Here is a 26,944-nt window from a genome sequence, read left to right as displayed (position 1 = left end):
GGATTCTTGTCGCGTTTCGCATTGAAATATTGAGTAAATGCACCTTAATAGGTTTCAAAGGCATAGGCCGCGTCCATGTGGCATGTTCGCGCAGCCTGTGCCGACTATAATGTTGGATGAGGAACGCCTGAATGTCTGTAACGACAGCCGAGGCTAAAGCTGGGCTTATTGCCGATACCTGTGCACTGCTAATTGACGATAACGAAGACGAAGCAAGGTTTGCTGAAGACCTCTTCTCTCACGCCGATGCAGAAGATCTCCTGAACTATACCCCATCGGAGCTTGCGGTCGTATCGCAGGAAGCCTGGGCTGATTTCGCAAATCACCCGCTGGGGACCCATCGTATTCGTGTGTTCAACCCGCAGCCAAACGCTGACGGCAAGCAGCTCGAAGACATTACCATCGTTGAAATCGTCAACGATAACATGGCCTTCCTCGTTTCCTCCGCGATGGGGGCAATCCAGACAGCCGGCTATGAAGTCCGCCTCGTACTGCACCCGCTCTTCATCGTAGAGCGTGATGATGATGGCGGCTTGCAAAAATTCCACGGCACGGTTGGTCTTGGAGGACCATCTGTTCGCCGCGAAAGTCTCATCCACATCCACCTTACACGTTTGAACTCTGATGAGGACATCAAGAAACTCGAAGAGACTCTTGACCTTGTTCTCAATGACGTCCGTCAGGCGGTGCAAGACTGGCGCCCAATGCGCGATCGAATCCAGCTGGCGGTTGAAGAATACCAGCAGGTCCGCGCAAAGGCAGACAACAAGCAGTTTGACGAAGCAATCGCCTTCCTTGAGTGGATGGCGGCTGATAATTTCACCCTCTTGGGTATTCGCGAATTCATTTTTGATGACACCAGCGAAAACAGCGAACTCTCTCTGATCGAAGGCTCTGGTCTCGGCATTCTGACCGATCCGAAGGTCCGCGTGCTCCGCAAGGGTTCTGAATTCGTTGTTATGACACCGGAAATCAGAGAGTTTCTGCTGAAGCCGGAACCACTAATCATCGGCAAAGCCAACATCCGCAGCCGCGTCCACCGTCACGTGCACATGGACTATGTTGGCGTGAAGTTGTTTGATGACGAAGGCAAGCTTCGTGGTGAACTGCGCGTTGTCGGTCTCTTCACCGCAACAGCATACACCCGCTCAACCAGCTCTATTCCTTACATTCGCCATAAGACCGCGAAAGTAATGAAAAAGCACGGCTTTGACCCGGAAAGCCACAGCGGTCGTGCTCTTCGCAACATCTTGGAAGGTTATCCGCGTGATGACCTGTTCCAGATTGATGTTGAAACCCTCTCCAACTTTGCAGATGCGATTCTTCAGCTCAACGAGCGCCCACGTGTCCGTGTTCTGTCCAGAACCGACAAGTTCGATCGTTTCGTATCGATCATCACGTACATCCCGCGTGATCATTTCACCACGAGCATTCGTGAGCGAGTTGGTAAGTATCTGGCAAACGTCTACGAAGGCCGCCTGTCTGCCTGGTACGCAACCTTCCCTGAAGGCCCTCTTGTCCGCGTTCACTACATCATTGGCCGTTACATCGGTGATACGCCTCAACCGTCTCAAGCAGAGCTGGAAGCCTCTATTCAGGTCATCGTCCGCACCTGGACAGACAGCCTGCGAGAAGCGCTCCGCTCAGTTTATGGCAATGCCATCTCTGGCGCACTGCTGAAGCGATACGGCTCTGCGTTTGATGGTGAATACACCTCCGCGACACCAGCGGTGACCGCGACCAAGGATATTCGCCGCGTTGAACAGCTGGGCGAGAAGCGCCCGCTTGTCATCAGCTTCTACAAGCGCGAGCGTGAAGGTAAGGGTCAGATTTCTCTGCGTGCCTACCACCTCAACAAACCGATTCCATTGTCCGCGCGCGTGCCAATGCTCGAAAATCTCGGGTTCCGCGTCATCAATGAGCGAACCTACCGGATCACCCCGTTAGACCGCGAACTCAGTTACCTGCACGACACCACGCTGCATCTGGATGAAAAACGCTTCCGCAACTTCACAGAAGCAGACATCGAGCGCCTCGGTGCATTGTTCCTCGCAGTCTGGAACAAACAGGCTGAAAACGATGGATATAACGCCCTCGCACTGACGGCAGGACTGGCATGGCGTGACATTGCTATGATCCGGGCGCTCTCCCGCTACTTGCGTCAGGCTGGAATCCTCTATTCTGAAGATTATATGTGGGGAACTCTTAACCGCTATCCACAGATCGCTCAGCAGCTCGTTCATCTGTTCCATACACGCTTTGATCCTACACTTGGAACGTTTGAACGTTCGGGTAAGGAGGGGCGTCTGATTGATGAGATTTCCGCAAGCCTTGATGAAGTAACGAGCTTGGATGACGACCGTATTCTCCGTCGTTTCCAGAATTTGATCCTGGCGACACTGCGCACCAACTTCTTCCAGTTGGATGACGCTGGTCAGCCAAAACCAACCTTCGCATTCAAGCTTGACCCGCATAAAGTGGAGGGCCTGCCGAAGCCGCTGCCATATCGCGAAATCTTCGTGTACAGCCCGCGCGTTGAAGGCGTGCACATGCGCTTTGGTCCAGCTGCTCGTGGTGGCCTGCGTTGGTCCGACCGCGCTCAGGATTACCGCACAGAAGTGCTTGGCCTTGTAAAGGCACAGCAGGTCAAAAACGCTGTGATCGTTCCTGTTGGGTCTAAAGGTGGCTTCCTGCCGAAACAGCTACCAAAAACAGGCGGCCGTGATGAGTGGATCGCAGAGGGAACAGAAGCCTACAAGATCTTCATCTCCTCCCTGCTGGATCTGACAGATAATCTGGACGCTGATCTCATCCTGCCACCAGAGCTGGTTGTTCGTCATGATCAGGACGATCCATACCTCGTAGTGGCAGCTGATAAAGGCACCGCGACCTTCTCAGACACCGCCAACGCGATCTCAGAAAGCAAAGGCTTCTGGCTGGGCGATGCATTCGCTTCCGGTGGTTCCGCTGGGTATGATCATAAGAAGATGGGCATCACCGCACGCGGCGGCTGGGAAGCGGTGAAACGTCATTTCCGTGAAATGGATCGTGACATCCAGAAAGAACCATTCACTGCATGTGGTGTTGGTGACATGTCTGGAGACGTGTTCGGCAACGGTATGCTGCTTTCAAAGGCAACCAAACTGGTCGCTGCTTTCGATCACCGCGATATCTTCCTTGATCCGAACCCGGATCCTGCTGTGACCTGGGATGAACGCAAGCGCATGTTCGATCTGGGACGCTCGTCCTGGCAGGACTACAACAAGGAACTGCTCTCAGAAGGCGGCGGTATCTACCCACGTTCTTCTAAGTCTATTCCTTTGACCATTCAGGCTCAGAAGATGCTCGGCCTTAACAAGTCGAAAGCATCTCCTCAGGAGGTCATGACCGCTATCCTGAAGATGCAGGCAGACCTGCTGTGGTTCGGTGGTATCGGTACATACATCCGCGCTTCTGACGAAAACAACAGCGATGTGGGGGATCGTGGCAACGACGCAATCCGCATCACAGCGGCTGAAGTCGGTTCGAAAGTCATCGGCGAAGGTGCAAACCTCGGCATCACTCAGAAAGCTCGTATTGAGTTCTCTCGTGCCGGTGGCCGTTGTAACTCCGACGCGATCGACAACTCCGCTGGTGTGAACTCTTCTGATATGGAAGTGAACATCAAGATCGCGCTGGGCGCAGCAGTCAAGAAGGGTACCCTGACCACTCCGGACCGCAACGTTCTCCTTGCAGATATGACAGATGAAGTTGCTCAGCTGGTGCTGCGTAACAACTACCTGCAAACTCTGGCAATTTCACTCTGTGATCGTCGTGGTCTCGAAGATCTGGGTTATCAGGTCCGTATGATGCGTCAGCTTGAATCTCAGGATCTGCTGGATCGTGTTGTTGAAGATCTGCCGGATGATGTGACTATTGAGGAACGTGAAAAAGCAGGCCAGCACCTGTCTCGTCCAGAACTGGGCGTGCTGCTGGCATACGCAAAGCTCACGCTCCACGACGAGTTGCTGAACAGCTCCGTTCCTGATGATGCCTACCTCGCGAAAGAGCTGTACCGCTACTTCCCGAAACAGATGGCAGAGACCTACACTCAGGAAATCGAAGGACACCGTCTGCGTCGCGAAATCATCGCAACAATGCTGGCGAACTCCATCATCAACCGGGGTGGCCCTGCATTCCTGACCCGCATCATTGATCAGACCGGCGCGTCTGTCGCTGATGTGGCTCGTGCTTTCGCCGTGGTGCGCGATGCGTTTGGATTGACCCAGCTGAACGAAGAGATTGATCGTCTCGACAACACCATCTCCGGTGATCTGCAGCTAGAGCTTTATACTCTGGTTCAGGATCTGGTGCTGGGTATGGTAATCTGGTTCCTGCGCAACGTCTCCTTTGAAGATGGTTTGGAAGCAGCGATCAACCGCTTCCGCGATACCGTCAAGCGTCTGTCTCCACGTTTGGAAACGTTCCTTTCCGAAGAACGGGCAGCAACGCTCAAAGCGGAAACAGATCGTCTGGTAGAAGCTGGTGTTCCAATCATGATCGCGGCTCGCATCGCTCGTCTCATTGGCGAAATGGTGATCCCGGATATCGTTCTGGTCTCCGAAAAAGCCAACCGTGATGTGGACGAAGTTGCAGCTTCCTACTTCCGTGTGGCCGAGCACTTCAAGTTCGGTGCGATTGAAGAGTTGGCTCGTGAGTTTGTCATTCGTGATTACTACGACGGACTGGCGCTCGACCGTTCCCGTTCCATTCTGGCGAATGCTCTGCGTGATCTGGCTGCTCAAGCCCTGGCAGATGCAAACGGCTTTGACGGCTGGCTGGAACGCAACGGCGGTAAAGCTGAAAGAACGCAGCAGGCAACCAACGAGATTCTGGAGAAGAACCTGTCGGTTTCCAAGTTCTCTGTGGCAGCTGGAATGCTGGCAGAGCTTGCAAACTAAAGCGTATTCCCGAAAAGTGGTTCCGGTTTTCGGATGAGAATACGCGCAAAAATAAAGAGTTAGAGCTTGATGCGTGAATGTATTTGAACGCAACATGCTCTAAGCGCTTTGAATAAGACAAAACAAAACCCCGGTGCAGTACCCTGCATCGGGTTTTTTCGTTGCCTGAGACCAAATTTATCTGTTCTTGGCGTTCTTCTCTTTTTCCATTGCCAGCCGCATTTCAAGGTCGGAGATATGTTTCATCGCGGCCTTCTTGTCCTCATCACTGGAGGCGGCGCGATACTTCTCACGCGCTGCGGCGATGTCATGGGTTAGCTGCACTTCGCGAGGGGCGGCGGCATGATCAAGTACGCTCTTGTCTACGCCTTCAATGCGTTCTTCTTCGACCTTAGTTCCTGACTTTGAACGGAGCGCTTCCAACTGCGCTTTGAGTTCCTGTTGGGCGGCGGCGTTCTTATTGTTTTTATTGAGGTCGAACATGCTGGTTCCTTCTCGCGTGTCTGCACATATCCACTCTACTGATATGAATTTAAACCAGCGCATCTTTCCATCACGCCACGAAAAACCTGCTTAATCTCAGCCTAATGGCATGAAGCTCTATCTATTTAAATCCAACCTTTTGAGTGAGGGACTTGCTTGCAAGTCAGTCTGGCTGTTACGGTCACACATTGCTGTGTCTACGACACAAAAAAGCCTCGGAAGCGTCCCGAGGCTTTGTCGTCAAATCTCAAGGCAAGTCTGCCGAAAACTAAAACACTTTCGTCTCTTCTCGTGCCACCAGCTCCGACAGGGTTTTAATACGTGCACCATTTTCCTTGAAGTTCGCAGGTGAAAGCCATTTCTCAAAGGAGGCACGCAAAACGGGCCACTCGCTATCGAGCACAGAGAACCAGGCCGTATCCAAGTTTTTACCTTTGACAACAGATGCTTGACGCAATGTTCCCTCATAACTGAAACCAAGGCGTATTGCCGCTTTGCGGGAGACTTTGTTCAGAGCATTACAGCGCCATTCATAACGACGGTAGCCCCATTTATCGAACACCCGCTGCATCATTAGGAACATCGCCTCTGTGCCACCGCACTTGCGTTGCAGCAGGGGGGAGAAGTGAATGTGTCCAACTTCAATGCTGCCAGTTTCAGGCACAATGTTCATATAACTTGCAACACCCAGAGCTTTTCCGCCTTCTTGCTCAATAATAGCAAAGGAAAACGGGTCGTTCCCGGCAGCGAGCTCCTTGATGTACTGCTCAAAGCTTTCAAAGTCTGGAAAGGGGCCTTCATCCAGATAGGTCCAGTTCCGGCCTTCTGTATCGATGCTGAACGCCTCATACAGGTCTTCCGCATGCTTTTCAGGATCCAATCGCTCCAACCTGCAAAAGTGACCGACCATCGTCTCGTCTGTCGGCAGTTGAGCTGGGCCCCAATCCAACATATCTTCGCCCACGACCTGCCCCAGTTCGTTCTGGTTTTGAGAAGGATCCTTTTCGGATTTCTCTGCGGATTTCAGTGCAGCTAGATATGCAAGCATTTTAGGCCTCCTCGGAATGTCCCGATCTGGAAAGTTTAAAGCACCAAAATGACAAAACCCCGACCTTTCAGTCAGGGTGTATCATCAGGTATTAAAGGCGTTCAGAAGGATCGTTCTTTCTTACAAGAGCAGCACTTCCGCGTTCATCGTTGTCTTTCCTCGAAGACGTAAACGCCCAAAAACTCCGTTTGATGTCGCCTTTGGCAAAGCAGTCGTAAAAGTCGCGACGTCCATACATAGAGTTCTTGCTACAGCCATAGCCGTACCAGTAGCAGGTATCGCTTTTCTTCACCTCGATATGGCCATGACGATTGCGTTTGTCACGGTTATAAACGCAGATTGAGCCGTCAGGCGCACGGTCAGGACTACTTACGCGCAGGCGTTTAAAACCATATTTTGGAAGAGCCTTGATCGCCATGTAAGCTGAGCCACCCGGAATGTAGGTGTCTACCAGACCTTCAGAAATCAGATGCTTCTTCACATAGCGATAGCAGTAAGTCATGCCGCGACGGCGGCGTGCCGAGCGAGCACCGCCAGAGCGTGCTGCTAATACTGCTCCTGCATAGCCGACGTAGCTGTCTTCTTCGCTACCGGCGATCTTGTCTGCTTCGTCACGGCTGAGTTTGGCAACTTCAGTCAGCGTGTAGGTCGAAAAATCTGCTTTAGAAACGTAAATGTCAGAGGTGACGCTGCCTTCTTCGTCCGGTTGGTCAACACCCAGACGAACCAACTCGCCTTTGGTTGGGTCTGTCGCCCAGTCCAATACGCTCAGTTGTGCGCCAACAGGTAGGATTTGTTGAAGAGAGGAGCCCGCCTTGCCGTCTTCAGCTGTCGCCCAGCCTTTAGCAAGAATTGGCTTGGCAACATTATAGTTGCCGGTGGTGGTCATCTTGTTTTGCGGAAGTGTATCTTTGCCGGAAAGCAGAGAAGCTGGCTCCCCTGGCAAGGAAAGGTCACCAAAAGAAGCGTTTGGCCCTGCAGCAACTGCTGTAGTGAGAACCAGAAAACTAAACCCTGCATACGCGGATACTTTTGCAAGTTGTAGCATAATTCCTCCGAAAGCCTTTTTTAGGCACAGCAGCACCGGTTCCCGCGCGCGTTGCATGCGAGATTGCAAGAACTTGACAATAAAGAACGGTCGAGGCGCTCACACGCTTCGTGATTCATGCCAGTCTGATGATGGTGCGCAGCTGTCGTTTTACTGACGCAAGCTCCTGCTCGGGGGCATTTTGCACGCCGGCAGGCAAAACTTTCCAGCAAGCCTTCCTGGGAAAGCCTGCGGGCACTCAACGCTCAAACATATGCAATACAGGCTGGCGCCTGCCTCTCGGTGCCAGTCCGTTAGTCAGCAATGTAAGAGCGCGTTTGCTCGTTTAGATCTTGCGCAGCGCCACGGTTTCGATGCTGTGGTCTGTCCCCTTTGTCAGGATCAGATCAGCGCGTGGTCGCGTCGGCAAGATGTTCTGGCGAAGGTTCTCCAGATTGATGTTCTGCCAAAGGTCCTTCGCGATCTCTTGCGCCTTATCATTCGAAATTGTGGAAAATTTATGGAAATATGAACCGGGATCACGGAATGCTGTCTCACGCAGACGCATAAAACGCTCCAGATACCAGCGTTGCAGCACTTGCTCTTCCGCATCAATGTAGATGGAAAAGTCAAAGAAATCAGAGACAAAGGGCACAGCTTTGGCCGCTTTTGGCTGATGCGAAGTCTGCAAAACATTCAGCCCTTCGACGATCAAAATATCTGGCTGTTCGACTGTGACATGCTGTCCAGGCATCACATCATAGAAGAAATGAGAGTAAATTGGGGCACGAACTTTGCGCTCCCCGCCCTTGATGTCCGTCAGGAATTTGAGCAGTGCAGAGCGGTCATAACTCTCAGGAAAGCCCTTCCGACGCATCAATCCTTCTGTTTCCAAAACAGAGTTTGGATACAAAAAACCGTCGGTGGTAATCAGGTCCACTTTCGGGCTGGCTGGCCAGCGCGAAAGCAGTGCCTGCAACAGACGGGCTGTCGTTGACTTGCCGACAGAGACCGAACCCGCAATACCAATGATGAACGGCGTTCGTGTCAACTGCATGCCCAAAAAGCGCTTCGTCGCAAACTGAAGGCTTTGGGAAGCTTCCACGTAATAGGTCAGCAGACGAGATAGAGGCAGGTAAATATTCTTCACCTGCTCTTGAGACACAAAGTCATTGAGCGATTGCAGGTCTTCAATTTCCTGCATGCTCAACGTCATTGGTGTGTCTGCACGTAAAGACGCCCATTCAGTCTCTGTAAAGACAGAGTAGGGGGACAGGTCCAGCTCTTGCACTGGAGTGAGTTCTTTATGCATAGCGTTAGCGCTCAAGGCCCCTCGTGCCTCCCACTTCGCGTGACAGGAAGAAAACTAGTCGTCCGTACGGGACGCTTTTTCTTCCAGTCCAGTTTGTCCGGTGCGTGCTGCAAGCTTAGCTAGAACTTCATCCAGCGACACATCGGAAACCTTCATAACAACAAGTAGATGATACAGCAGGTCAGCTGCTTCAGAAGCAACGCCGTCCCTATCACCTTCTACGGCTGCAATCGCAGTTTCAACGGCTTCCTCTCCAAGCTTCTGTGCACACTTGGAAACGCCCTTTGAAATGAGTTTGCGGGTATATGACATTTCATCGTCACTGTTCGCACGTGCAGCAACAATAGCCTCTAGGTCCGAAAGGGTAAAATTGGTCATTTGGCTAGCCTTGTTGAGGCCGCTTCAGGTTTACTCTGAATACCTGAGCGAAATTTACTTATCCAGACGCATAGGAATTCCAGCATCTGCCATGTGTTGCTTGGCTTCTTCAATGCTGTAAGTCCCAAAATGGAAGATTGAAGCAGCAAGCACAGCAGTCGCGTGTCCATCACGAACACCCTCAACCAGATGATCCAGAGTTCCAACCCCACCGGAGGCGATCACAGGTACATGTACAGCATCCGCAATTGCACGGGTAAGCGGCAAATTGTAGCCCTCTTGCGTGCCATCACGGTCCATAGATGTAACAAGCAGCTCACCAGCACCCAGATCCACTGCCTTACGAGCGAACTCAACAGCATCAATGCCGGTTGGCGTACGGCCACCATGTGTGAATATCTCAAAGCGCTCTTCTTCGCCTTCAGCCGAAACGCGCTTGGCATCAATGCTGACAACAATACACTGGCTGCCGAATTTCTGAGCGGCTTCCCGAATAAATTCAGGATTTTTCACCGCTGCGGTGTTGATTGAAACTTTGTCAGCTCCGGCGATCAACAGCTTGCGGATATCTTCAACCGTGCGCACACCGCCGCCAACAGTCACTGGCATGAAGCAGGCTTCAGCAGTGCGTTGCACAACATCATAGATGGTGTCGCGGTTGTCACTTGAGGCGGTGATGTCAAGGAACGTCAGCTCATCTGCACCAGCTGCGTCATAAGCTTTAGCTGCCTCAACAGGGTCGCCAGCATCGATCAGGTCAACAAAGTTGACGCCTTTCACGACACGGCCATCCTTCACATCAAGGCATGGAATAATACGTGCCTTCAGGGTCATGCGAGGCCCTCCCGGCTTTTCTTGATCAGATCAAGCGCCTCAGTAGGGTTAAGCCGACCGTCATATAAAGCACGCCCAGAGATCGCGCCCTCCAGAATATCGCAATCCGTTTGCACCAGACGCTCAATGTCCTTGATATCAGCCAGACCACCGGAAGCAATAATCGGAATGTTCACTGCGTTGGCCAGTTCCAGAGTGCTCTCGATGTTGAGGCCCTTCAGCACGCCATCACGGTCGATGTCGGTGTAGATGATGGCTGCAACGCCTGCATCTTCAAACTGCTTTGCCAGCTCAATCACGGTCAGCTCAGAAGTCTCTGCCCAACCTTCAACCGCAACCTTGCCACCTTTGGCATCAATGCCAACAGCAATGCGGTCAGGATACTTCTTGCAAGCTTCTTTCACCAGTTCAGGGTCACGCAGAGCAACGGTGCCAAGAATGACGCGGGCAACGCCCTTCGTCAGCCAGTTGTCGATGTGTTCCATGGTGCGGATACCGCCGCCCAGCTCAACCGGGTTCGTAGTACTGGCAAGGATTGCATCAACCGCTGCGCCGTTCTTGCTTTCGCCCGCAAACGCACCATCAAGGTCAACAACGTGTAGCCATTCAAAACCCTGGTCCTGAAACGCCTTCGCCTGCGCACCCGGGTCATCGTTAAACACGGTTGCCTGATCCATGTCGCCCAGTTTCAAACGAACGCACTCTCCGCCTTTAAGGTCAATCGCTGGAAAAATAATCATAATTCTGTCCTTGGACTTGTCTGTATCACTGAAAGCGGGCAGCCGTTACGGCGCCCAGCTCAGGAAATTGGAAATCAAAGAGAGACCGAGCTTCTGGCTCTTTTCCGGGTGAAACTGCGTGCCAACCATGTTGTCTCGGCCCACCATCGCAGTGAACTCACCCGCATAGTCAAAGCTTGCCAAACGGTGTTCAGGGTTCGCGGTCGCAAAGTGATAGGAGTGCACGAAGTAAGCGTGCAGGCCATCACCGCCGGTATTGATGCCTTCAAGCACCGGATGCTTATCACCGGTAACGTTGATGGTGTTCCAGCCCATGTGAGGAATTTTCAGCTCAGGATTAGCTGGTTTCATCGCTGTGACGTCACCACTGATCCAGTCCAGCCCTTCGGCCTTCTCAAATTCAAGCCCGCGAGTCGCCAACAGTTGCATACCCACGCAAATCCCCATGAAAGGTTTGCCTTTGGTTAGCACAGCTTCCGCCAATGCTTCTTCCATACCGTCAACAGCCTGCAGGCCACGACGACAATCGGCAAATGCGCCCACGCCTGGCAGCACTATGCGGTCAGCCTTGGCAACAACTGAAGGATCAGAAGTTACCGTCACCTCATGAGTATGATGATGGTTATGGGCTGCATGCTCAAACGCTTTTGCTGCGGAGCGCAAGTTGCCAGAACCATAATCAATAATTGCCACACTCATGAAGAAACTCCTGTTATCGCTTGAGTGTCATTCCAACGACGTCAGTGTCGCTGGTTTGTGGAGCCATTGGCCCCTGTGGAAGCCACACTTCACTTTTGGTTTTGGAAACGCGGTCGAAGAAACGAATTTCTGCCTCATCCAGATTGGCGGCAGTGATAAACCCGACAGTCTGCCAGTTTTTGCGGCGCAGGCTCCAGCTTTTCAAGAACCCGGCTTCCATCGCAAAAAACAAAGTGGCCAGCACGGTGATAAAGCCGCCAGTGGTTGACCCAAAGGCTTCAGCAATAAACACCAGCGCAATGATTGCTGCCAGATAACCGAGAAAGACCAACCACATCCGGTTGTACAAAGACCAGAGGAGAGGGAAGAGCATCGCCCACCACGAGAAACCGTCTTTCACGAACTTGATGTTTCGTGCGTCCTCGTCCTTCAGGTGGTCAAGTGAAACCCCTGGTTCGGTCATGACATAATAGACAGCCAATTGCATTCTCCCTGAACAAGCAGAGCTGCGGGCCGAAAAGGTTAGCCGCCAAGCTGACCTTTTGTAGTTGGCACGCGTCCACTCTGGCGTGGATCTGGTTCGATAGCTGTGCGTACAGTACGCGCAACTGCTTTAAAGCATGTTTCCGCAATATGATGGCAATTGGTGCCATATAGGTTTGCAATGTGCAGTGTAAAACCTGCATTCATGGCAAACGCACGGAAGAACTCCTCAAAAAGCTCAACATCAAACGTGCCAACCTTGTCCCTTGGGAAGTCTACCTGCCAGACAAGGAAAGGACGACCGGAGACATCCAGAGCCACACGGGTCAGGGCTTCATCCATCGCAAGGTGCGTGTCTGCATAGCGGGTGATGCCGCTCATGTCGCCAAGCGCTTCTTTAAACGCTTGCCCCAGAGCAATGCCCACATCCTCGGTGGTATGGTGGTCGTCAATATGGGTGTCACCATCTGCGCGGATCGTCATGTCCACGAGCGAATGTCGGGAAAGTTGTTCCAACATATGATCAAAGAAACCAACACCGGTTTTGATGTCGTACTTGCCTGTGCCATCCAGATTGATGGAAACAGAAATCGTCGTTTCTTTTGTGCCGCGGGCAATAGTGGCCTGACGCATGGGATGTCCCTTGATAAGTTTATAGTCCTTATACTCATGCAAAACCCCTGCACAAGCATTTAAAGACGCGCCGTTTTAACAGGCTAAGGGATCGCTGAAAATACCCAAAGATGAAAAAGCTAGTATCTGCTACTCCCTCTGGTATTTCTCGGCACAAACTGTTAGGAACTGAGCCGTTTGCAGCGTATTCCCGAAAAGTGATTTCGGTTTTCGGATAAGAATACGCTTAAAAAATGAGGATGAAGCAGTTCACGTGCATCGCATTAAAAGCAAACGGCTTTATCCGGCAGATATTAGGAGCCTCGCATGTCTTATCGCCCAGCAAGTGCAGTCGATCGCCTGATCCTCCCTCTGGATGTTCCTACAGTTGATGAGGCCCGCCAGCTCGTCAAGCAAACACAAGGGCTTGTCGGCACTTATAAAATCGGCATGCAACTCCAGTTCGCAGGTGGTCTTCAGTTCGCTGAAGAGATGGCGAAAGAAGGGCATTCCATCTTTCTGGATATGAAACTGCTGGATATCGACAACACCATCACCAGCGCAGTGAAAAACGTCGCAAAAATGGGCATGAAATTCATGACCGTGCACGCCTACCCGAAAAACATGCGCGCAGCCGTGAAGGCACTGGAGGAAGTCGGCAACAAAGACCTATGTCTGCTGGGCGTCACCGTGCTCACCTCAATGGATGAGCAAGACCTTAAAGACGCAGGTTATGTCGGCCCTACTGCTGCATTAGTCGAGCAACGCGCTCTTGATGCAGTAAACGCAGGCGTCGGTGGCATTGTCTGCTCCCCGATGGAATCCGCAGCCATGCGTGCCAAGGTTGGCGACAAGCTCTGCATCGTAACACCAGGCGTACGCCCAAAAGGCGCAGATGCAGGTGACCAACGCCGCGTTATGACCCCATACGACGCCATCAAAGCAGGCTCCGACTACCTCGTCATCGGCCGTCCTATCTACCGCGCCGAAGATACCCGCGCTGCAGCTGAGGCTGTCGTTGCTGAGATTGAGAGTGCTCTTTAAACTGCACAAACTCGGGAGTCTCTGTCATGCAGAGGCTCTTTTTGCTTCATCTGTCTTTGTCTTTTGAACAAAGGCTTAAGCTGCACTGGGTACCATTTGCGCGATCTGTACGAGAGGGAGCGCATTCTATGGAAACCATTCTCATCACAGGCTTTGGCGCATACGCCAATACGCCCACCAATCCGGCAGAAAAGCTTGCGCTGGCACTGGATGGTGAAGAGATCGCTGGTGCTAAAATCGTCTCCCGCATCGTCTCTGGCAGCTATTTTCACTGCATAGAAGAAACCGTCGCTGCCATGGAAGAGCTGAAACCCAGCTCTGTCCTCATGCTGGGTGAATATGGTGGTCGCTCCATGATCACGCTGGAGCGCCTCGCACAAACCCTCAACGACTGCGCCCGCTATGGCGTAACCGATACTGCAGGCGTTACACTTCAGGGTGAGCTGACCGTGCCAGATGGGCCAGTTGGCTACTACGCAACTGTTCCTCTGCGCGCCATGACACAAGCCATGCGGGATGCAGGGGTGCCAACGGATATTTCGGACTCAGCTGCCACGTTCTGCTGCAATCATCTCATGTACGGCGTCCTGCACCACATCGCGAAACACAATCTCCCAGTTCGGGCTGGTTGGGTGCATCTGCCTCATTTGCCGGAGGTTGCCGCTATGATCCAGAATCTTGGTGCACCAAGCATGTCCGTCGACACTCTGGTCAAAGGTATGCGTGCCGGCATTGAGGCGTTGCAGGCAAATCATCAGGACCAGAACATCAACATCATCTCCAAGATGCTGATCTGAAAAGGACACACCCGAGCACCAAAAAACAACACATCGGGCACAGAAGCGTCTTTCAACACTTATCCAAACCCTCTGACGCCGAGTTCAGCAGATGTGATCGGTATGAGTTGTGTTTTTCAGATTGCACAACTTACCTGACTGCTTTCGCAGTTTTGCGGATCAGGCTGGATCACAGCAGCGTTATTTAGGTGGTAAGACTAACGATTTTTGAGCGACCATCACGGCTTTGTGTCTCATAGAAGACAGTTTCTGCCCTTATTCCAATTCATAGTGGTGACGAGAACTTCCTACCTCAAAAGCGGGGAGCTCTTAGGAGAATATTCGATGTTTTCCGCCACTATAGAAACAAATGGATTGGATGGTCTGTCTTGCAGAATATGACACCGCAAACACTTATGAATAAGGTTACATCGGATGGCGGCATGGAAGCACCTGTCTTTAATACAGACGGTGAGTGTACGCTGAATACCGATGATATTGAGATTCACATGCGGGCCTGCGACAAGCGCCTGAAGATGATGGCTTACCTCTCAGAGGATACCGACGTACCGCAGCATGTCTTGGTTCAGATGCTGCACGAGAACCATACCGCAAAGAACCGCTTTACCTTCATTCGTGTTGCCCTTGGCCAGCCAGCCGTTGTTTCCTGCATCGCTCTTGAAGAGCTTGATGCCACAGAACTCAAACTGTTCCTCGCAGAATTTAAAGAAATTGTCCGCGCATGGAAGCCAAAGTTTACCCCTGCCTCCCAGCGTCAATGCGAGCGCAAAATGAAGCGCGATGGTATATGTCATTCGCAGGACAGCGCTAAGGCAAAGCTGGAACTGCATTAAGCAGCAGGCCTCCAACTAACAATCCATCCCCCACCATAAAAGAAAAGGGCAGAAAGCTGCCCTTCGATGGATCAATCCAGCTGTGCCAACCAGCTTTGAATATCCGTGATGACTTGGCCGACCGCGCTCTCCCCTTCAGCCCCATCAAAAGAGTGGGTCATATCCGGATAGGGTTTGTAGGTGACATTGGTTTTGTTCAGCTCTGCGAGTTTCGCAATCTGTTGATCAACGGCTTCAGGTGAAACATTGATGTCTTTGCCCCCTTGTACAATCAGAAGTGGATTATCTACCTGCGCAAGAATTTCCAGCTGGTCAGAAGCAAGCATATATCGCCACCAAGCATAACCGTGATCGCCCATGTTCAATTCGAATGGCTCACTGTTCATCACGTGCATCGCAAAGCTGGTAAAGCCCTCTGTATCTTCTTTTTCCTGCTCTTTTGAGTTGGAAGTGTGTTTGATATTATAAAGGATTGTATCCAGAAATTTACGGCCACCTCCATTCAGAGCAATACTGGCCGTCACAAAATCAGTTTTTGCGGCAATCATGTTGGCGACCATTGCGCCTTCACTTCCGCCCACTAAGAACACGCGCTCATAAATCCCGCCTTCTTTCAGCTGACTGATAGTCTTGATGTAATCTGCTGTTCGACGTTCCGGTGAGTCATTCTCGATGTAATCCGCTGGGCAATCAGGGTGAACATCGCTGCTGCGATCCCACGAGAGGTCCGATGTGATCCCGTATTTCTCAACGGTTAGAACATCCGCTTCGGGCAAAACCTGAGAAAACTGCTCATTGATCAGAGTATTGTGAGCAACGCTGTTGCAGTCAGAGCCTTGAATGAGAACAAGGAGGTCGGTCGCATCCTTCGGGCTTTGGGATTTCAGATAGATTGTGATCTCACTACCGTCTTCACGCACAAGATAAAGGCCTGATGCAAAAGCGGCCTGAGCAGTGAAGAGAACGGAATACCCAATAGCAACACGAAGCAAACTAGAGTGCATAAATTCCCCCATGAGCAGACCCAGCAAGCGCACAGAGCCATACAGAAAGGCCTGTCTTGCTGAACCTCACACTCAACGTGATCTGCCCGTAATATGAAAATAGAAACACCGAACTGGTGTAGGAGAATTTTGCTGCAATCATAAGGCGAGAGTGTGGCGCCTAAGATATATAATTATAGTTTCAGGCAAGCCGCGTAACAGAATCTAATCCATTGTCTATAAACGTACTTTAGATTATCCTAAAGAGATGGTCACATTAGTTTTGGCTGCATTGAAGGAGCATCAGAAATGCCGGAAATCTCATCCCTCCCGGTCCCTCAATTGGTTGCTCCACGCGAAGAGCTTAACTTCTATCACGTCAATTCTTTGAAGATAAACGCACAACCAACCGCATTTGAGGTCTCTTGCGCTTTGCTGAGCAAGCGGTCTGTCTGGCTCAACGCTGCCTTTTGGTTGAGAGACCAAATCTCTGCATTGGCTGGCGTCACAAGGATAAAAGGGTTTGGAAAAGAGCGGCCGACCACTCCGCCTGCTGCGGGAGAATATCTCGACTTCTTTTTGGTGGAACATATCGAGGATCGTGAGTTAGTGCTCACCTCAAGAGACAAGCACCTCTCAGTTATGACCACCATCAGTGTCGATGACATTGCGGAAGGGACGTTGGTACGCATCACGTCCTCAGTCATCACCCACAACTGGTTCGGCAACCTCTACATGCTGCCCGTTGGCCCAGCCCACAAGTTCATTTCCTGGCGCATGCTACGTAGCGTAAGTCGTGCATTTTATTCTACTAATTAAAACGCTTAATCAGAATGTATTATTTTCCCAAATGAGATGTTTTATTGCGAATCTCTGCTCTGATTTAAGTTTGTCTGCGATTAGTTGTTGATCTGATTAATCAGTTTACTGATATCTGTAATGTTTGTTTTTAAAGAATATACGAAATAACCAATGTTTTTTATCTGATTAACAAAAGGACTTCATTTCCAGAAAAAGAATTTCTGAACAAGGCTCTATCAAAAGTGCAGCTTTCACACGATTCCAAATGCTACTCGCATGCATGAAATCGGCCCTGTATCGTTAACTGGCCGTAAATAAACAAGGGAAAATGCTTAGCTAGATTTCAGCGGACCCATATTATCATGTTTGCATATTTAGCTAAGCTCAGAATTGTTCATACCATTACACTGCTCTCAATTATTCCAAGTATTGCAGCTCTCGTTTTTCTCTATCAGCTCATCAAGGTGGATACCGAGGACGAGCAGAAGCTGGCAGCACTGTCTCAGCTCACGCGCCTGTCGGTCAAAATCGGCAGTTTGGTGCATGAGCAGCAAAAGGAGCGCGGAGCCACTGCCTTGTTCCTCGCTAGTAAAGGCCAGCAGTTTGCGGTTGACCTGAAGGAGCAACGCCGAGCAACCGATACAGCGCGCATCGACTATTTGCAGTTCCTAAAAGCCTTTGACCTGACCATCTATCAGCCGGAATTTGCAGCAGACCTGGAAGGCATCAACGCACAACTGCAAAAGACTCCAGCCCTGCGTTCTGAAGTGGATGACCTTAACGTGCAGATTGGAGAGGCAGTCAGTTTCTACACCCAACTAAACTCCGAGAAGCTGGATATCATCGGCTCCATGAGCGAGCTCAGCCCCAACGCGGAAATTGTAGATCGCATTGTGAGCTATCATGCCTTCCTTCTGGCAAAGGAACGGGCAGGCTTGGAGCGGGCGGTTGGTGCCGCTGGCTTTGCAAGCAATGCGTTCCCACCTGCAGCTATGAAGAAGTTTCAAAAGCTGATCGTGGAACAAGAGGCCTTTACTCATATCTTCCAGACCTACGCCACACGTGAAATTTTTGCAGACTTCACAAAGGTGCAGGAAGGGGCTGCCAACACGAAGCTGAACACCTACCGCAGCATCGCGCTGGATGATGCAAACTCCACAACTGACCTGGAAGCAATAAGCGGTCCGGAGTGGTTTGAAACGGCCTCTCAAAAGATCAATCAGCTCAAGACACTGGAAAACACCATCGCCGCAAGCCTGATCACAGATACGGAGCATCTTCAGGCCGATGCCAACGGACGCTTGACCCTGCACATGAGCATTGCTGCGGTTGCCTTCCTGTTGGTGTTCTTGATGTCCCTCATCCTTATCAAATCCATCCAACGTTCCTTCGCAGGTATCATTGAAGCCATGGAGCAACTGGCAAGCGGTGATCTCAACATCAAACTGTCAAAGCCTGCCAAAAACGAAGTTGGCCAAATGATCAAGGCGGTTTCCGTGTTTCAGGAAAACATGATCTTGGCGCGTGATCTCAAGCAGGAGCAAGACACTCAGCACGCCGTACAGCTTGAGCGTGGTGAGTTTCTGGAAGGGCGTATTGCCGATTTTGAGCAGGCCGTCTCATACGTGCTGGAGACCATGGGCCGCAACTCGCAGACCATGCAGCTCTCCTCTCAGGAAATGTCGAATATCTCCGAGCTCACAAGCTCCCAATCCAAAGCTGTGGCTTCCGCAGCTGAAGAAGCATCCCGCAGCGTCCAGTCCGTCGCCTCAGCAACGGAGGAACTCGACAGTTCTGTCGCTGAAATCGGTAACCAGATGCACCATTGCCGAAAAGCAGCCTCAGAGGCCGTAGAGCAAGTGCACAGCGCCAATTCCGATGCAGCAGAACTGCGCAAGGCTGCGCAAAGTGTGGGGGATGTGGTCAGCATCATCACAGATATTGCCGAACAAACCAATCTGCTTGCGCTCAACGCCACAATAGAGGCCGCGCGGGCAGGGGTAGCTGGCAAGGGCTTTGCTGTGGTGGCAAGCGAGGTGAAGTCGCTGGCAGAGCAGACATCTCAGGCCACCGAGCAGATCCGCAACGAGATTGCAGATATCCAGCGCGCAACAGAGGGCTCTCTCACTGCTATGGAAGACATCGACAAGATCATTCGTGAGATCGACGAACGTGCCAGTGCTGTCTCCAGTGCAATCAGTGAGCAAAAGTTCGCCACGCAGGAAATCGCAACCAACGTCAGCGAAGTTGCAGGTGGAACGGCGGAGGTCACGGAAAACATCTCCAAGGTCAACGAGGCCGCCATCCAAACCGGCGTAACCTCCAAGCAAGTCCTCATCGCTTCCGAAGAACTCCGAACGGAAGCTGATCACCTCCGCACGGAAATCGACCAGTTCCTCGGTGACATCAAAGCGGCTTAGGTAGACTGAAACAACAAACCAAAGGCAGTTTGCACATCAGTGTAGGCTGCCTTTTTCACTGCCCAACACATCATGAAAACCGCCTGCACAGAAACTGCACAAATCTGCACGCGATCTCATGTGTTTTGCCCAACTCCCTGCAATCGAGGTCTCTAGATCTCCCCTAACTTCATTCATTCAAGTGATTTTGGGGCAAAATCAATGTTATCGACCTCTCGCAAACAACTGCCATGGATGCCAGTCCTTGGCATTCAGGCGCGTCTTATCCTCGGCCTGGGGCTCTGCCTGCTCGCAGATTACTTATTCTTTGGCCACCGCGCAGAAATCGGCTTCAGCATCTTCATCATGGCCGTTGCCTTTGCAATCATGCTGGCAGGTGCGGGCAGAGTAAGTGCTCACCGTGCATGGATCGCAGGACTAACAGTGATTGTTGGCGTTGCGCCAAGTGTGCTCCAGTGGGATTTCCTCAGCGGCCTTATTGCGATCCTATCACTAGCCACAAGCGCACTGATCACGAACTTGCGCATAAACGCCTTCGACCTGAAGTTAATAAGAGTGCTGCTCGTTTTCCTGCGCCGCTGGCCGCTGGGCTTTGTAAAGGACATGATCACTCTAAGTCGCGTGAAGCGTCGCAAACGGCCATTCTCCAACTACGCAAAGCTGGCATTCACCTGGTTCTTACCGCTAACGCTGTTCCCGGTCTTCCTCTACCTGTTTAGCTCATCAAACCCGGTCATTGAGCAGTGGTTGCTCAACATCAATCCTGGAAAGTTCTTCGAAAAACTGAACATGGCACGCATCGTGTTCTGGTCCATTGCCTTCGCAATGATCTGGCCGTTTCTTCGGGTCAAGTTCAGACGAAAGCTAAAGGCAAAGAAGGCTGCCCTACCGAGTGTCAAAACACCGGAGCTGCATATCTGGCCATCTTGAGGTTGTCGAACGTGCTACTGATAAGTATGCAGTTCTTTGCAAACTTTTATTGGAGTGTCTTTGTGAGATCCAAATCTGGAGATCTTACAATGGATTACATTACGATATGCGTACAGTTTTCTCTACCCATAGTAGCTGGGAAATGAACTTACGATAGGCTCTCTAGGCTATCACCAAACTATAGTGATAGTCACCTGACGTTCACTGTGTGAGCATTTCTTATCGTCTTTGTTTTGTGGTCACTTCGCATCGTCAAAACTGAGGATTGGTACACGCGGACCAATCTCACAACGAAATGTCAGCATGCTGCAATATTGGCCTAGTGGACACATAGCTCCGATAATGGCCAATAATTAGTACATATCAAGAACATTTTATTAGCACGTAATTGCTTTGAAGTTTTCATTTCACGGCAAGACAGTTTCTAAGGACTTGGTTGAGTAAGCGCTTTAAGAGCTCACCAGCTTCGTTGCTACCAGAACTTATCAAACCGACTGGCTGCTGTTCGGGTGTAATGAGCATTATGACGGGGGCCTATGCCCAAGATAGTCTTGAATTAGTCTGAGATTATGAACCTTGTTTGCCAAGGCAAAGCCGCAAGAATGACGCAGCATGTGGGGATGGATATGACCTAGCATGACTCGGGTTCCAGCAGATCTGACAATATAATTGACCGCCTGACGGGTTAAAGGCTGCTTGCGCTCCGAGATGAGTAGCCAAGGAAGTGTGTCATCACGGCAAGAAAACCAGCGATGAATTACCCGTAGCACATCACCGACAATAGGTTGTTCCACGCTAAGCCCGTTTTAAAGACGGGATACCCACACGCGTGCAGAGAAAGATCAACGCGATCTTTACGCATGGCTGTGGCCTCAGAAACGCGAAGGCCACATTATGATCAATAGATGATCTAGACCACCGTGACGCCCGTTCTTGGCCGCTGCAAGAAGTAGATCAATCTCTTCCGAATTGAGATAGTCGCGACCGTGCTCGTGAGCATCTGCAGCGTGACTGGGTTCACTTTTTACATTTCGCCGTTTGAGCATGTCTGGCCTCCCATCAAAGATGCCACCCCAGAGCACTGATTCCGCTAGGGAATGTCAATCAGATTGATCGTTCGTAATATGTTCTCATTTTTGGCCACTATCGGAATTATGTGCCTACTAGGCCAGACAGGAAAGGTCGTGATATTGCACTAAAGATTCCGCAGGAGCTTGGGGACGAAAAATATCTGATCTGCTATCCCATCCTTAAGGTAGTATTTCGCCCTCTCGCGCAGGCTAACCAACTGAAATAACTAAAAAATTATCGCACTAATACTGAATAATGTTTCATCGCAGCCACCGACAATTTTTGCAACAGAGCCGATTTTGATGAGGTTACTCATGTGTGTTTCTCTTTCTTCTTGACTTCCAGCATCTAAGTAACAAATTAATACCAACAAACAAGAACGCACCTTAAGGATCTCTGGTATGCTCAAAGTAAGTGTACTGAATAAGAAAGATGCAGAGGATTGCCCGATCCGTAACGTGCTGGACCGCGTCGGCGATAAATGGTCTGTGCTGATCTTATGCGCGCTGGAAGATGGGGAAAAAGGCTTCAATCAAACCAAACGCCTGATCGGCGAGATAACCCAGCGCGTGCTCACCAGCACATTGCGCAAGCTTGAGGCTGATGGTTATGTCTTGCGTGAGGTGGAGCCCACATCCCCTCCCAAAGTGAGCTATTCGCTGACCGACCAAGGAAGGGAATTGTTGGCGCACCTTATGCCACTTGTCCAATGGGCAGAAGAAAACCAAAGTTCGGTCAAGACTAATAGATTGGATTATGATCGCTGAAGCGGCCAGTGTCGAGCGTGTTCAGACCGCCAAAGTCACGGTTGTCTCCTTACCGCTTTTAGTCTCGGTGATCACCATTGAGACGGACTCTGCTTCTTCAGGCGACATTCTAGAATAAATGCTGTCTCGTGAATTTCTCGGATCTCTGGCAATATAAAGCTGCGAGGTCAATAACTCTTGGTTTCCGTCAAGAATCTTTAAGTGAATATGCGGAGTGCGACCAGTATAGGGGACAGGCTTAATTGTCCTAAATCGGAATTTGCCGTCTTCGTTTGTGATGTCATAGCCAAAGCCCTGAAACCCCTGATCGTACTCAATGTTTTTCCTATCACCCGGATGCAGGTACTTTCCGTTCAGATCGCATTGCCAGATTTCAACGCGCAGCCCCGCACGAGGAGAGCCATTGCGATCACAGACTTTACCACGCAAGGTAATCACCTCGCCTCCAGCCTTGCGAACCTGCCCTATAACGCGGACGAGGTCACGGTCGACATCCGCCATCCGCATGTTCGGTCTGGGGTAATACGGCCCTTCGGTAGAATGCGGCGTCATTACCTGTGCATAACCCTTGCTTCCAAACAATACGCCGAATGCAAATGCTGTGATCGAGCCCAAGAGGTTTCGCCGGCTGGTTTTGTTTTCTGTCATGAACTTCATTCCTCAATGAATTGGTGCGGCATATTTTAAGTTTTAGGACAACGTTGCAGTGAGGTAAGCTGGCGATGCAAGCTACGCAAGAATTTTGTTCAACGCTATCTAACCTGATCCAGTGCCTGTCTTGGGCTAAGTTGACAAACCGCGCCGGAAAACCGCCGCGGCTTTTGGCATCGAATGAGTGCACGGTGTCAATTATTCCAGACCAAGCTGGGCCATAACGCTCGGCCAGTCTTCCAAGTGATAGGTGTGGGTCACCATGCCTTCGTCATTGAAATGGTGCACATCAATTGCCTTGGCAGTGAACGATTTGCCAGTGGCAGCGTGGCCTATCATGTCACCCGAATGAACACCTGAGAAGGTCGAACGGGCTACTATAACGTTGCCTTCTTCGATCATCTCTTCAACGGCCCAAGTCCAATCGGAAAAAGACGCTGTGAACATGGGGATGGCTTGTTTGAACGCCTCGCGGCCCTGTTCCTGACCGGGGGCTGCATCATGTGTGACCCAGTCTTCGATCAGCACTTTGTCAAGTGCATCAACCTGGCCCTCGCCGATGGCTAGATAAAAGTTCATCAGGGTTTCTTTGTTCGTGGACATGTCTTCGGCAACGACAGCCGTTGTGAAAATGAATGCCGCGGTGGCGGCGATAACAGTTTTGAGTGTAGAAATCACGTTGATTCTCCTTAGTGTTTATCGGATGCGGTTAAGTAAATACATAGTATAAATATGAGATTTGCAAGAGCGAACCTTAAGTATCCTAGGTATACTCAAAGTAACCGTTCTGACTAAGAAGAGCGTTGAGGATTGCCCGATCCGTATGTGCGGAACCTCAAGGGCGATACCGGTCAAAAGGAAGCCCTTAGATCTTTTGGCTCTGTTGCAATATTGTCGGTGGCGGTGTGATCTCTTTCTTCGCAGCCCCGTAAGAGCCAAGCTTGTCCGTAATCAGAACGCGTGGCATGCCCCAGCGCTTGAATAGCTTATAAAAGAAGCGTTTGGCTGCTTTTTATTACGGCGTGATTGCAGCAGAATATCAAGAGTATCGTCATTGCCGTCCACCACACGCCGCAGCCAGTAGGTTACGCCGTTGATCTTAAACACACACTCATCCAAATGCCACTTGTCACGAGGTGTTGGCTGCTCCTGTCTGATTTTACCGGCAAAATGATGCCCGAACTTGTTCACCCAATCCCGGATTGTCTGATAGCTGAGCACTATTCCCCATGTCGCGAGCAGATCTTCAACATCGCGCAGGCTAATCGCAAATCGATGATAGGCCCAAACCGCCTAGCCGATCATGCTGCGGGGAAACGGAAACCTTTAAGAGCCGGAATAGTGTCAAGGTTAAGCATGGGATCTATATACACAAAGTCACAGCATTCAATCACCTGACAGAAACTGCCCGACCTCCACTGCTTCGCGGGGAGCGTCTAGCCTAAAAAAAATTCTTGCGCTGTTCTTTATAGGACAGCTTGTTTCATGGATCCGCGCGACACTCATCTAAAGCAGCTGCAAAAACAAGGCTGCCACACCGAATACGGTATTGCAGCACTGCATTCGGTTAAAAATAGGTGAGCGTCACCACTTCGGTCAGACAGCAAATTTACCGAGTGGATAAGCCTCCCGAGGTCTTTGAAGTTGCCTCAACACAACAACACTTCAAAGACATCTGGCCGACCTGCGGAAACTGCCAAATTCGTGGGTCGGCTCCCCCTTGGATATGCTGAAAATCGCAGGAAACCGCCCTTATGCACTCCCGCAAACTAGCATTCACGGGAGCGCATTGTATGAGTATCAGGCGTCACCTTTCATGTGTCGGTTACCGCTTTGCACGCGTTTGATCATTTTTGAGAAGTTTTTTGAACGGGACCGGGACTGCGCAACAGTCTCACTGTTGTATTGCTCTTCCCGCACCAGCTTCTGCCAGCGTTTCAACCGGGCAGCATCCAGCTCACCCGACTCAATCGCAGCCTGGATGGCACACCCAGGCTCTGCATCATGGCTGCAATCACCAAACCGGCAGTCCTCAGCAAGATCAACCAGATCCTGAAACACCGCCGAAACGCCTTCGGAAACCTCATAGAGCCTCAGGGCACGCATACCCGGCGTGTCCATAAGCCAGCGTCCTTCGCCAATGGGGTAAAGGCAGCGTGCCGTCGTCGTATGCCGGCCTTTGGCATCATCTTCACGAATACCGGAGGTTTTGGCGGAAGACCCGCTCAAGCTGTTGAGAATGGTAGACTTACCAACACCAGATGACCCAACCAAAGCTGCCGTCTGTCCGGCTTTCCACCAGTCAAAGAGCGGCATGATTTGAGAGGCATCGCGGGTATCAAGAGCTATGACCGGCAACAAAGGATCGATCTTTTGCACCTGCACTTCAAAGTCCCGCGTGTCCTCCACCAAATCGGCTTTGGTCAACAGCACAACAGGTTGAATGCCAGCTTGCTGTGCAACAGCCAGATATCGCTCAAGGCGCGCAATGTTGAAGTCTTTGTTGCAGGAGGTGGTTATGAACAGCACATCCAGATTAGCCGCAATCAGCTGCGTCCGTGCATCTTCCCCCGCGGCCCGTCGTTCCACAACAGTAAGGCGGTCAAGAACACGCGCAACCTGAAACTGAGAATCATAGATGACCCAGTCACCAACGGCATAAGAGCCGGTAGAACCATGGCCTGGGACGCTCAAAGAAAACTCTCCCTCACTGCTGATGGCGACCATTTGGTTCCTATGAACCTGAGTAATGCGCGCAACAGAAAGGGTTTGCAGCTCGTCATCGCGAAGCTGCATCATAAAATGAGCTGACCAACCCAGCTCAATCAATTTATGGGACATTTATCTGCCTGAAATAGAACAGCACCAAAGGGTCGCCGTAGCCATCGCATACGGACCCCAAAGTGGGTCAGGCAGGTAAGGCGTGTTGCCTATTTAAACGAACCTGCCTGAGGCACCTTTATTACAATCATCAAATACCTCCTTTGGTTACGTTTCGGGCATCACACTCTTGTGCAACATCTATGAGCTTATAGAGCTACCGGGTGTTTGGCAAGCAGAATTCCCGTGCGGCATAATGGCCAAAGCGCGTTGTGTCTGATTGGCTTCAGTCAAACTACAAGAAGTCGCTGCACTAAAGATTTTGGAGCGCGATGTGCTCTAAGAGTTCGACCTGGCTTCGAGCACCAGATGGATCATTTTCGCTACGTCCAGCACGTCATCATTCAGCGCTTGCTCAACCAAGCTGATGTCCACCGTCATGTCATAGAGCTCGCCAAAATCGTCTGTAAACGGACTGTTCTTGTATGTGTGGCTGACAACAAATGCACACGGGGAGCTGACCTTCAGCTCGCACGTCTTCTTTTTCTTCTTCAAGCTGATAAAGAAGCCATGCCCCCAGTCATTGGTAAAGGGAAACACGATTTGCCCCCGCAGCTTGGTATTGAGATAAAGCTGGGCCGGGATCGTTGTTGTGCCATAGCAAAGATAGACCCGATCTAACGGTGCGCCTTTGTAATCTGCATGAACGTTCGCAATGGACGCCAGATTCTCACGACACGGATCATGCAGTTTGTCATGCGGTTCATCGAAGTAGACAACGCCTTCAGCGCCAACCACATGAGCAATGATGGCAGTGAAATAACCAAGGCCAGAACCTGACTCAAAAACCGCCATACCCGGCTTGAGGTCTGACCAGTTGAAGATCTGCGCCCATAAAGACGGCTGACCAGTATTGATATTGGCCTCGTGCACAAGCTCTACCAGCATGTCCTGATAAAGGTCCTCTGGATCCTCCAGAACCGCCCTGCGGCCATACCCTTGCGTTGTGATAGCGACACGCCATGGAGGGGGAAAGAGGAAACCTTCTTTGCGAACAGTGGCAAACGCATCCATCAGCAATGCCCGGTTCCCACCGCGCAAATTGTAACAAACTTCTTGCGCGTATGCGTTTTCAGACATCGCAGAAAAACCGCCGCCTCAAGAGAAGAGATAAAGCATGACCCATGTGACCGGATTCAATCAAACCGCATCGGTCTACTCAAATCAAATATTAGAGCGCAGCACGTGAGTGCCACAAACTCCAGGACAGA

General features: G+C 51.0%; 25 protein-coding genes. 8 read left to right on the top strand and 17 right to left on the bottom strand.

The genetic code is table 11. From position 1 onward, the window contains the following. Window positions 1–131 precede the first annotated feature (131 nt). Complete coding sequence (locus PsWM33_RS22455) at window positions 132–4,940, top strand: NAD-glutamate dehydrogenase (protein ID WP_063301701.1); 4,809 nt, start codon at window positions 132–134, stop codon at window positions 4,938–4,940. Window positions 4,941–5,117: 177 nt separating this feature from the next. Here the strand turns inward: PsWM33_RS22455 and PsWM33_RS22450 are convergent, their stop codons facing one another. From PsWM33_RS22450 to hisB, 10 genes are all read right to left on the bottom strand, one after another. Further along, entirely contained in the window at window positions 5,118–5,423 is a 306-nt protein-coding gene (locus PsWM33_RS22450) for a hypothetical protein (protein ID WP_063301720.1), read from the bottom strand. A gap of 268 nt (window positions 5,424–5,691) precedes the next feature. After that, a complete protein-coding gene (locus PsWM33_RS22445) occupies window positions 5,692–6,471 on the bottom strand; it encodes a GNAT family N-acetyltransferase (protein WP_063301700.1) in 780 nt (259 codons plus the stop codon). Between the two features lie 91 nt (window positions 6,472–6,562). Continuing rightward, complete coding sequence (locus PsWM33_RS22440) at window positions 6,563–7,519, bottom strand: hypothetical protein (protein ID WP_063301699.1); 957 nt, start codon at window positions 7,517–7,519, stop codon at window positions 6,563–6,565. Between the two features lie 325 nt (window positions 7,520–7,844). Then, on the bottom strand, window positions 7,845–8,810 hold the full coding sequence (coaA, locus tag PsWM33_RS22435; RefSeq protein WP_063301698.1) for a type I pantothenate kinase: 966 nt from the start codon (window positions 8,808–8,810) through the stop codon (window positions 7,845–7,847). Between the two features lie 54 nt (window positions 8,811–8,864). Continuing rightward, window positions 8,865–9,188: a phosphoribosyl-ATP diphosphatase gene (locus PsWM33_RS22430; protein WP_057463034.1), complete on the bottom strand. Its 324-nt coding sequence runs from the start codon at window positions 9,186–9,188 to the stop codon at window positions 8,865–8,867. Window positions 9,189–9,242: 54 nt separating this feature from the next. After that, window positions 9,243–10,022: an imidazole glycerol phosphate synthase subunit HisF gene (gene hisF, locus PsWM33_RS22425; protein ID WP_057463033.1), complete on the bottom strand. Its 780-nt coding sequence runs from the start codon at window positions 10,020–10,022 to the stop codon at window positions 9,243–9,245. Next, window positions 10,019–10,762, bottom strand: a complete 744-nt coding sequence (gene hisA, locus PsWM33_RS22420) for a 1-(5-phosphoribosyl)-5-[(5-phosphoribosylamino)methylideneamino]imidazole-4-carboxamide isomerase (RefSeq protein ID WP_063301697.1) — start codon at window positions 10,760–10,762, stop codon at window positions 10,019–10,021. Before hisA ends, hisF begins: the two co-directional genes overlap by 4 nt. 45 nt (window positions 10,763–10,807) lie before the next feature. Next, window positions 10,808–11,461, bottom strand: a complete 654-nt coding sequence (hisH, locus tag PsWM33_RS22415; protein WP_063301696.1) for an imidazole glycerol phosphate synthase subunit HisH — start codon at window positions 11,459–11,461, stop codon at window positions 10,808–10,810. Window positions 11,462–11,474: 13 nt separating this feature from the next. Further along, window positions 11,475–11,948, bottom strand: coding sequence for a DUF2628 domain-containing protein (locus tag PsWM33_RS22410; protein WP_063301695.1), 474 nt, complete (start codon window positions 11,946–11,948; stop codon window positions 11,475–11,477). 35 nt (window positions 11,949–11,983) lie between these two features. Further along, window positions 11,984–12,577, bottom strand: coding sequence for an imidazoleglycerol-phosphate dehydratase HisB (gene hisB, locus PsWM33_RS22405; RefSeq protein ID WP_008548769.1), 594 nt, complete (start codon window positions 12,575–12,577; stop codon window positions 11,984–11,986). 306 nt (window positions 12,578–12,883) lie between these two features. On the opposite strand from hisB, the gene pyrF reads away from it, so the two are divergent. The 3 genes from pyrF (at window position 12,884) to PsWM33_RS22390 (ending at window position 15,230) form a co-directional block, all read left to right on the top strand. Next, window positions 12,884–13,600 carry an orotidine-5'-phosphate decarboxylase gene (gene pyrF / locus PsWM33_RS22400; RefSeq protein WP_063301694.1) on the top strand — a complete coding sequence of 239 codons (717 nt, stop codon included), beginning with the start codon at window positions 12,884–12,886 and terminating at the stop codon, window positions 13,598–13,600. Between the two features lie 128 nt (window positions 13,601–13,728). Further along, window positions 13,729–14,397 carry a pyroglutamyl-peptidase I gene (gene pcp / locus PsWM33_RS22395; RefSeq protein ID WP_063301693.1) on the top strand — a complete coding sequence of 223 codons (669 nt, stop codon included), beginning with the start codon at window positions 13,729–13,731 and terminating at the stop codon, window positions 14,395–14,397. A 395-nt stretch (window positions 14,398–14,792) separates the two neighbouring features. Then, window positions 14,793–15,230 (top strand): type III secretion system chaperone, encoded by a 438-nt coding sequence (locus PsWM33_RS22390; RefSeq protein WP_153039995.1) that lies wholly within the window; start codon window positions 14,793–14,795, stop codon window positions 15,228–15,230. Window positions 15,231–15,301: 71 nt separating this feature from the next. On the opposite strand, the gene PsWM33_RS22385 is transcribed toward PsWM33_RS22390, so the two are convergent. Further along, on the bottom strand, window positions 15,302–16,234 hold the full coding sequence (locus tag PsWM33_RS22385; RefSeq protein WP_063301691.1) for an alpha/beta hydrolase family protein: 933 nt from the start codon (window positions 16,232–16,234) through the stop codon (window positions 15,302–15,304). 288 nt (window positions 16,235–16,522) lie between these two features. Between PsWM33_RS22385 and PsWM33_RS22380 the strand changes: the two genes are divergently transcribed. The 3 genes from PsWM33_RS22380 to PsWM33_RS22370 all read left to right on the top strand — a co-directional run bounded on the left by PsWM33_RS22380 (window position 16,523) and on the right by PsWM33_RS22370 (window position 20,364). Further along, window positions 16,523–17,032: a DUF2867 domain-containing protein gene (locus PsWM33_RS22380; protein ID WP_063301690.1), complete on the top strand. Its 510-nt coding sequence runs from the start codon at window positions 16,523–16,525 to the stop codon at window positions 17,030–17,032. Window positions 17,033–17,376: 344 nt separating this feature from the next. Beyond that, window positions 17,377–19,434 carry a methyl-accepting chemotaxis protein gene (locus PsWM33_RS22375; protein ID WP_063301689.1) on the top strand — a complete coding sequence of 686 codons (2,058 nt, stop codon included), beginning with the start codon at window positions 17,377–17,379 and terminating at the stop codon, window positions 19,432–19,434. Window positions 19,435–19,635: 201 nt separating this feature from the next. Further along, the gene (locus tag PsWM33_RS22370; protein WP_208994704.1) at window positions 19,636–20,364 is read left to right on the top strand and encodes a DUF4153 domain-containing protein; all 729 of its coding nucleotides are present in this window, start codon (window positions 19,636–19,638) and stop codon (window positions 20,362–20,364) included. A 521-nt stretch (window positions 20,365–20,885) separates the two neighbouring features. Here the strand turns inward: PsWM33_RS22370 and PsWM33_RS28890 are convergent. Further along, window positions 20,886–21,158, bottom strand: a complete 273-nt coding sequence (locus PsWM33_RS28890; protein WP_082827108.1) for a tyrosine-type recombinase/integrase — start codon at window positions 21,156–21,158, stop codon at window positions 20,886–20,888. Between the two features lie 678 nt (window positions 21,159–21,836). Between PsWM33_RS28890 and PsWM33_RS22365 the strand changes: the two genes are divergently transcribed. Further along, the gene (locus tag PsWM33_RS22365) at window positions 21,837–22,202 is read left to right on the top strand and encodes a winged helix-turn-helix transcriptional regulator (RefSeq protein WP_063301688.1); all 366 of its coding nucleotides are present in this window, start codon (window positions 21,837–21,839) and stop codon (window positions 22,200–22,202) included. A gap of 21 nt (window positions 22,203–22,223) precedes the next feature. Here PsWM33_RS22365 and PsWM33_RS22360 read toward each other — a convergent pair whose 3' ends face one another. The 5 genes from PsWM33_RS22360 to PsWM33_RS22340 form a co-directional block, all read right to left on the bottom strand. Continuing rightward, window positions 22,224–22,850 carry a dioxygenase family protein gene (locus PsWM33_RS22360; RefSeq protein ID WP_063301719.1) on the bottom strand — a complete coding sequence of 209 codons (627 nt, stop codon included), beginning with the start codon at window positions 22,848–22,850 and terminating at the stop codon, window positions 22,224–22,226. A gap of 201 nt (window positions 22,851–23,051) precedes the next feature. Continuing rightward, window positions 23,052–23,531, bottom strand: a complete 480-nt coding sequence (locus tag PsWM33_RS22355; RefSeq protein WP_063301687.1) for an ester cyclase — start codon at window positions 23,529–23,531, stop codon at window positions 23,052–23,054. 273 nt (window positions 23,532–23,804) lie between these two features. After that, window positions 23,805–24,074, bottom strand: a complete 270-nt coding sequence (locus PsWM33_RS22350; RefSeq protein ID WP_063301686.1) for a DDE-type integrase/transposase/recombinase — start codon at window positions 24,072–24,074, stop codon at window positions 23,805–23,807. 579 nt (window positions 24,075–24,653) lie between these two features. After that, window positions 24,654–25,694 (bottom strand): ribosome small subunit-dependent GTPase A, encoded by a 1,041-nt coding sequence (gene rsgA / locus PsWM33_RS22345; protein ID WP_063301685.1) that lies wholly within the window; start codon window positions 25,692–25,694, stop codon window positions 24,654–24,656. A 318-nt stretch (window positions 25,695–26,012) separates the two neighbouring features. Continuing rightward, the gene (locus PsWM33_RS22340) at window positions 26,013–26,813 is read right to left on the bottom strand and encodes a protein-L-isoaspartate O-methyltransferase (protein WP_063301684.1); all 801 of its coding nucleotides are present in this window, start codon (window positions 26,811–26,813) and stop codon (window positions 26,013–26,015) included. Between the last annotated feature and the right edge of the window lie 131 nt (window positions 26,814–26,944).

The sequence above is a fragment of the Pseudovibrio sp. WM33 genome (assembly GCF_001623165.1).
In the GTDB taxonomy this organism is placed as follows: Bacteria; Pseudomonadota; Alphaproteobacteria; order Rhizobiales; family Stappiaceae; genus Pseudovibrio.
This window is presented reverse-complemented; position numbering and strand designations above follow the sequence as displayed.

What these genes read in the sequence shown, in the direction of transcription:
- PsWM33_RS22445 (WP_063301700.1), bottom strand. Translation starts at nt 6,471, where the DNA reads ATGCTTGCATATCTAGCTGCACTGAAATCCGCAGAGAAATCCGAAAAG.
- PsWM33_RS22450 (WP_063301720.1), bottom strand. Translation starts at nt 5,423, where the DNA reads ATGTTCGACCTCAATAAAAACAATAAGAACGCCGCCGCCCAACAGGAA.
- rsgA (WP_063301685.1), bottom strand. Translation starts at nt 25,694, where the DNA reads ATGTCCCATAAATTGATTGAGCTGGGTTGGTCAGCTCATTTTATGATG.
- PsWM33_RS22380 (WP_063301690.1), top strand. Translation starts at nt 16,523, where the DNA reads ATGCCGGAAATCTCATCCCTCCCGGTCCCTCAATTGGTTGCTCCACGC.
- PsWM33_RS22370 (WP_208994704.1), top strand. Translation starts at nt 19,636, where the DNA reads ATGTTATCGACCTCTCGCAAACAACTGCCATGGATGCCAGTCCTTGGC.
- PsWM33_RS22390 (WP_153039995.1), top strand. Translation starts at nt 14,793, where the DNA reads ATGAATAAGGTTACATCGGATGGCGGCATGGAAGCACCTGTCTTTAAT.
- hisF (WP_057463033.1), bottom strand. Translation starts at nt 10,022, where the DNA reads ATGACCCTGAAGGCACGTATTATTCCATGCCTTGATGTGAAGGATGGC.
- PsWM33_RS22365 (WP_063301688.1), top strand. Translation starts at nt 21,837, where the DNA reads ATGCTCAAAGTAAGTGTACTGAATAAGAAAGATGCAGAGGATTGCCCG.
- PsWM33_RS22385 (WP_063301691.1), bottom strand. Translation starts at nt 16,234, where the DNA reads ATGCACTCTAGTTTGCTTCGTGTTGCTATTGGGTATTCCGTTCTCTTC.
- PsWM33_RS22430 (WP_057463034.1), bottom strand. Translation starts at nt 9,188, where the DNA reads ATGACCAATTTTACCCTTTCGGACCTAGAGGCTATTGTTGCTGCACGT.
- PsWM33_RS22455 (WP_063301701.1), top strand. Translation starts at nt 132, where the DNA reads ATGTCTGTAACGACAGCCGAGGCTAAAGCTGGGCTTATTGCCGATACC.
- pyrF (WP_063301694.1), top strand. Translation starts at nt 12,884, where the DNA reads ATGTCTTATCGCCCAGCAAGTGCAGTCGATCGCCTGATCCTCCCTCTG.
- coaA (WP_063301698.1), bottom strand. Translation starts at nt 8,810, where the DNA reads ATGCATAAAGAACTCACTCCAGTGCAAGAGCTGGACCTGTCCCCCTAC.
- hisH (WP_063301696.1), bottom strand. Translation starts at nt 11,461, where the DNA reads ATGAGTGTGGCAATTATTGATTATGGTTCTGGCAACTTGCGCTCCGCA.
- PsWM33_RS22410 (WP_063301695.1), bottom strand. Translation starts at nt 11,948, where the DNA reads ATGCAATTGGCTGTCTATTATGTCATGACCGAACCAGGGGTTTCACTT.
- hisB (WP_008548769.1), bottom strand. Translation starts at nt 12,577, where the DNA reads ATGCGTCAGGCCACTATTGCCCGCGGCACAAAAGAAACGACGATTTCT.
- hisA (WP_063301697.1), bottom strand. Translation starts at nt 10,762, where the DNA reads ATGATTATTTTTCCAGCGATTGACCTTAAAGGCGGAGAGTGCGTTCGT.
- PsWM33_RS22340 (WP_063301684.1), bottom strand. Translation starts at nt 26,813, where the DNA reads ATGTCTGAAAACGCATACGCGCAAGAAGTTTGTTACAATTTGCGCGGT.
- PsWM33_RS22375 (WP_063301689.1), top strand. Translation starts at nt 17,377, where the DNA reads ATGTTTGCATATTTAGCTAAGCTCAGAATTGTTCATACCATTACACTG.
- PsWM33_RS22360 (WP_063301719.1), bottom strand. Translation starts at nt 22,850, where the DNA reads ATGACAGAAAACAAAACCAGCCGGCGAAACCTCTTGGGCTCGATCACA.
- PsWM33_RS22440 (WP_063301699.1), bottom strand. Translation starts at nt 7,519, where the DNA reads ATGCTACAACTTGCAAAAGTATCCGCGTATGCAGGGTTTAGTTTTCTG.
- pcp (WP_063301693.1), top strand. Translation starts at nt 13,729, where the DNA reads ATGGAAACCATTCTCATCACAGGCTTTGGCGCATACGCCAATACGCCC.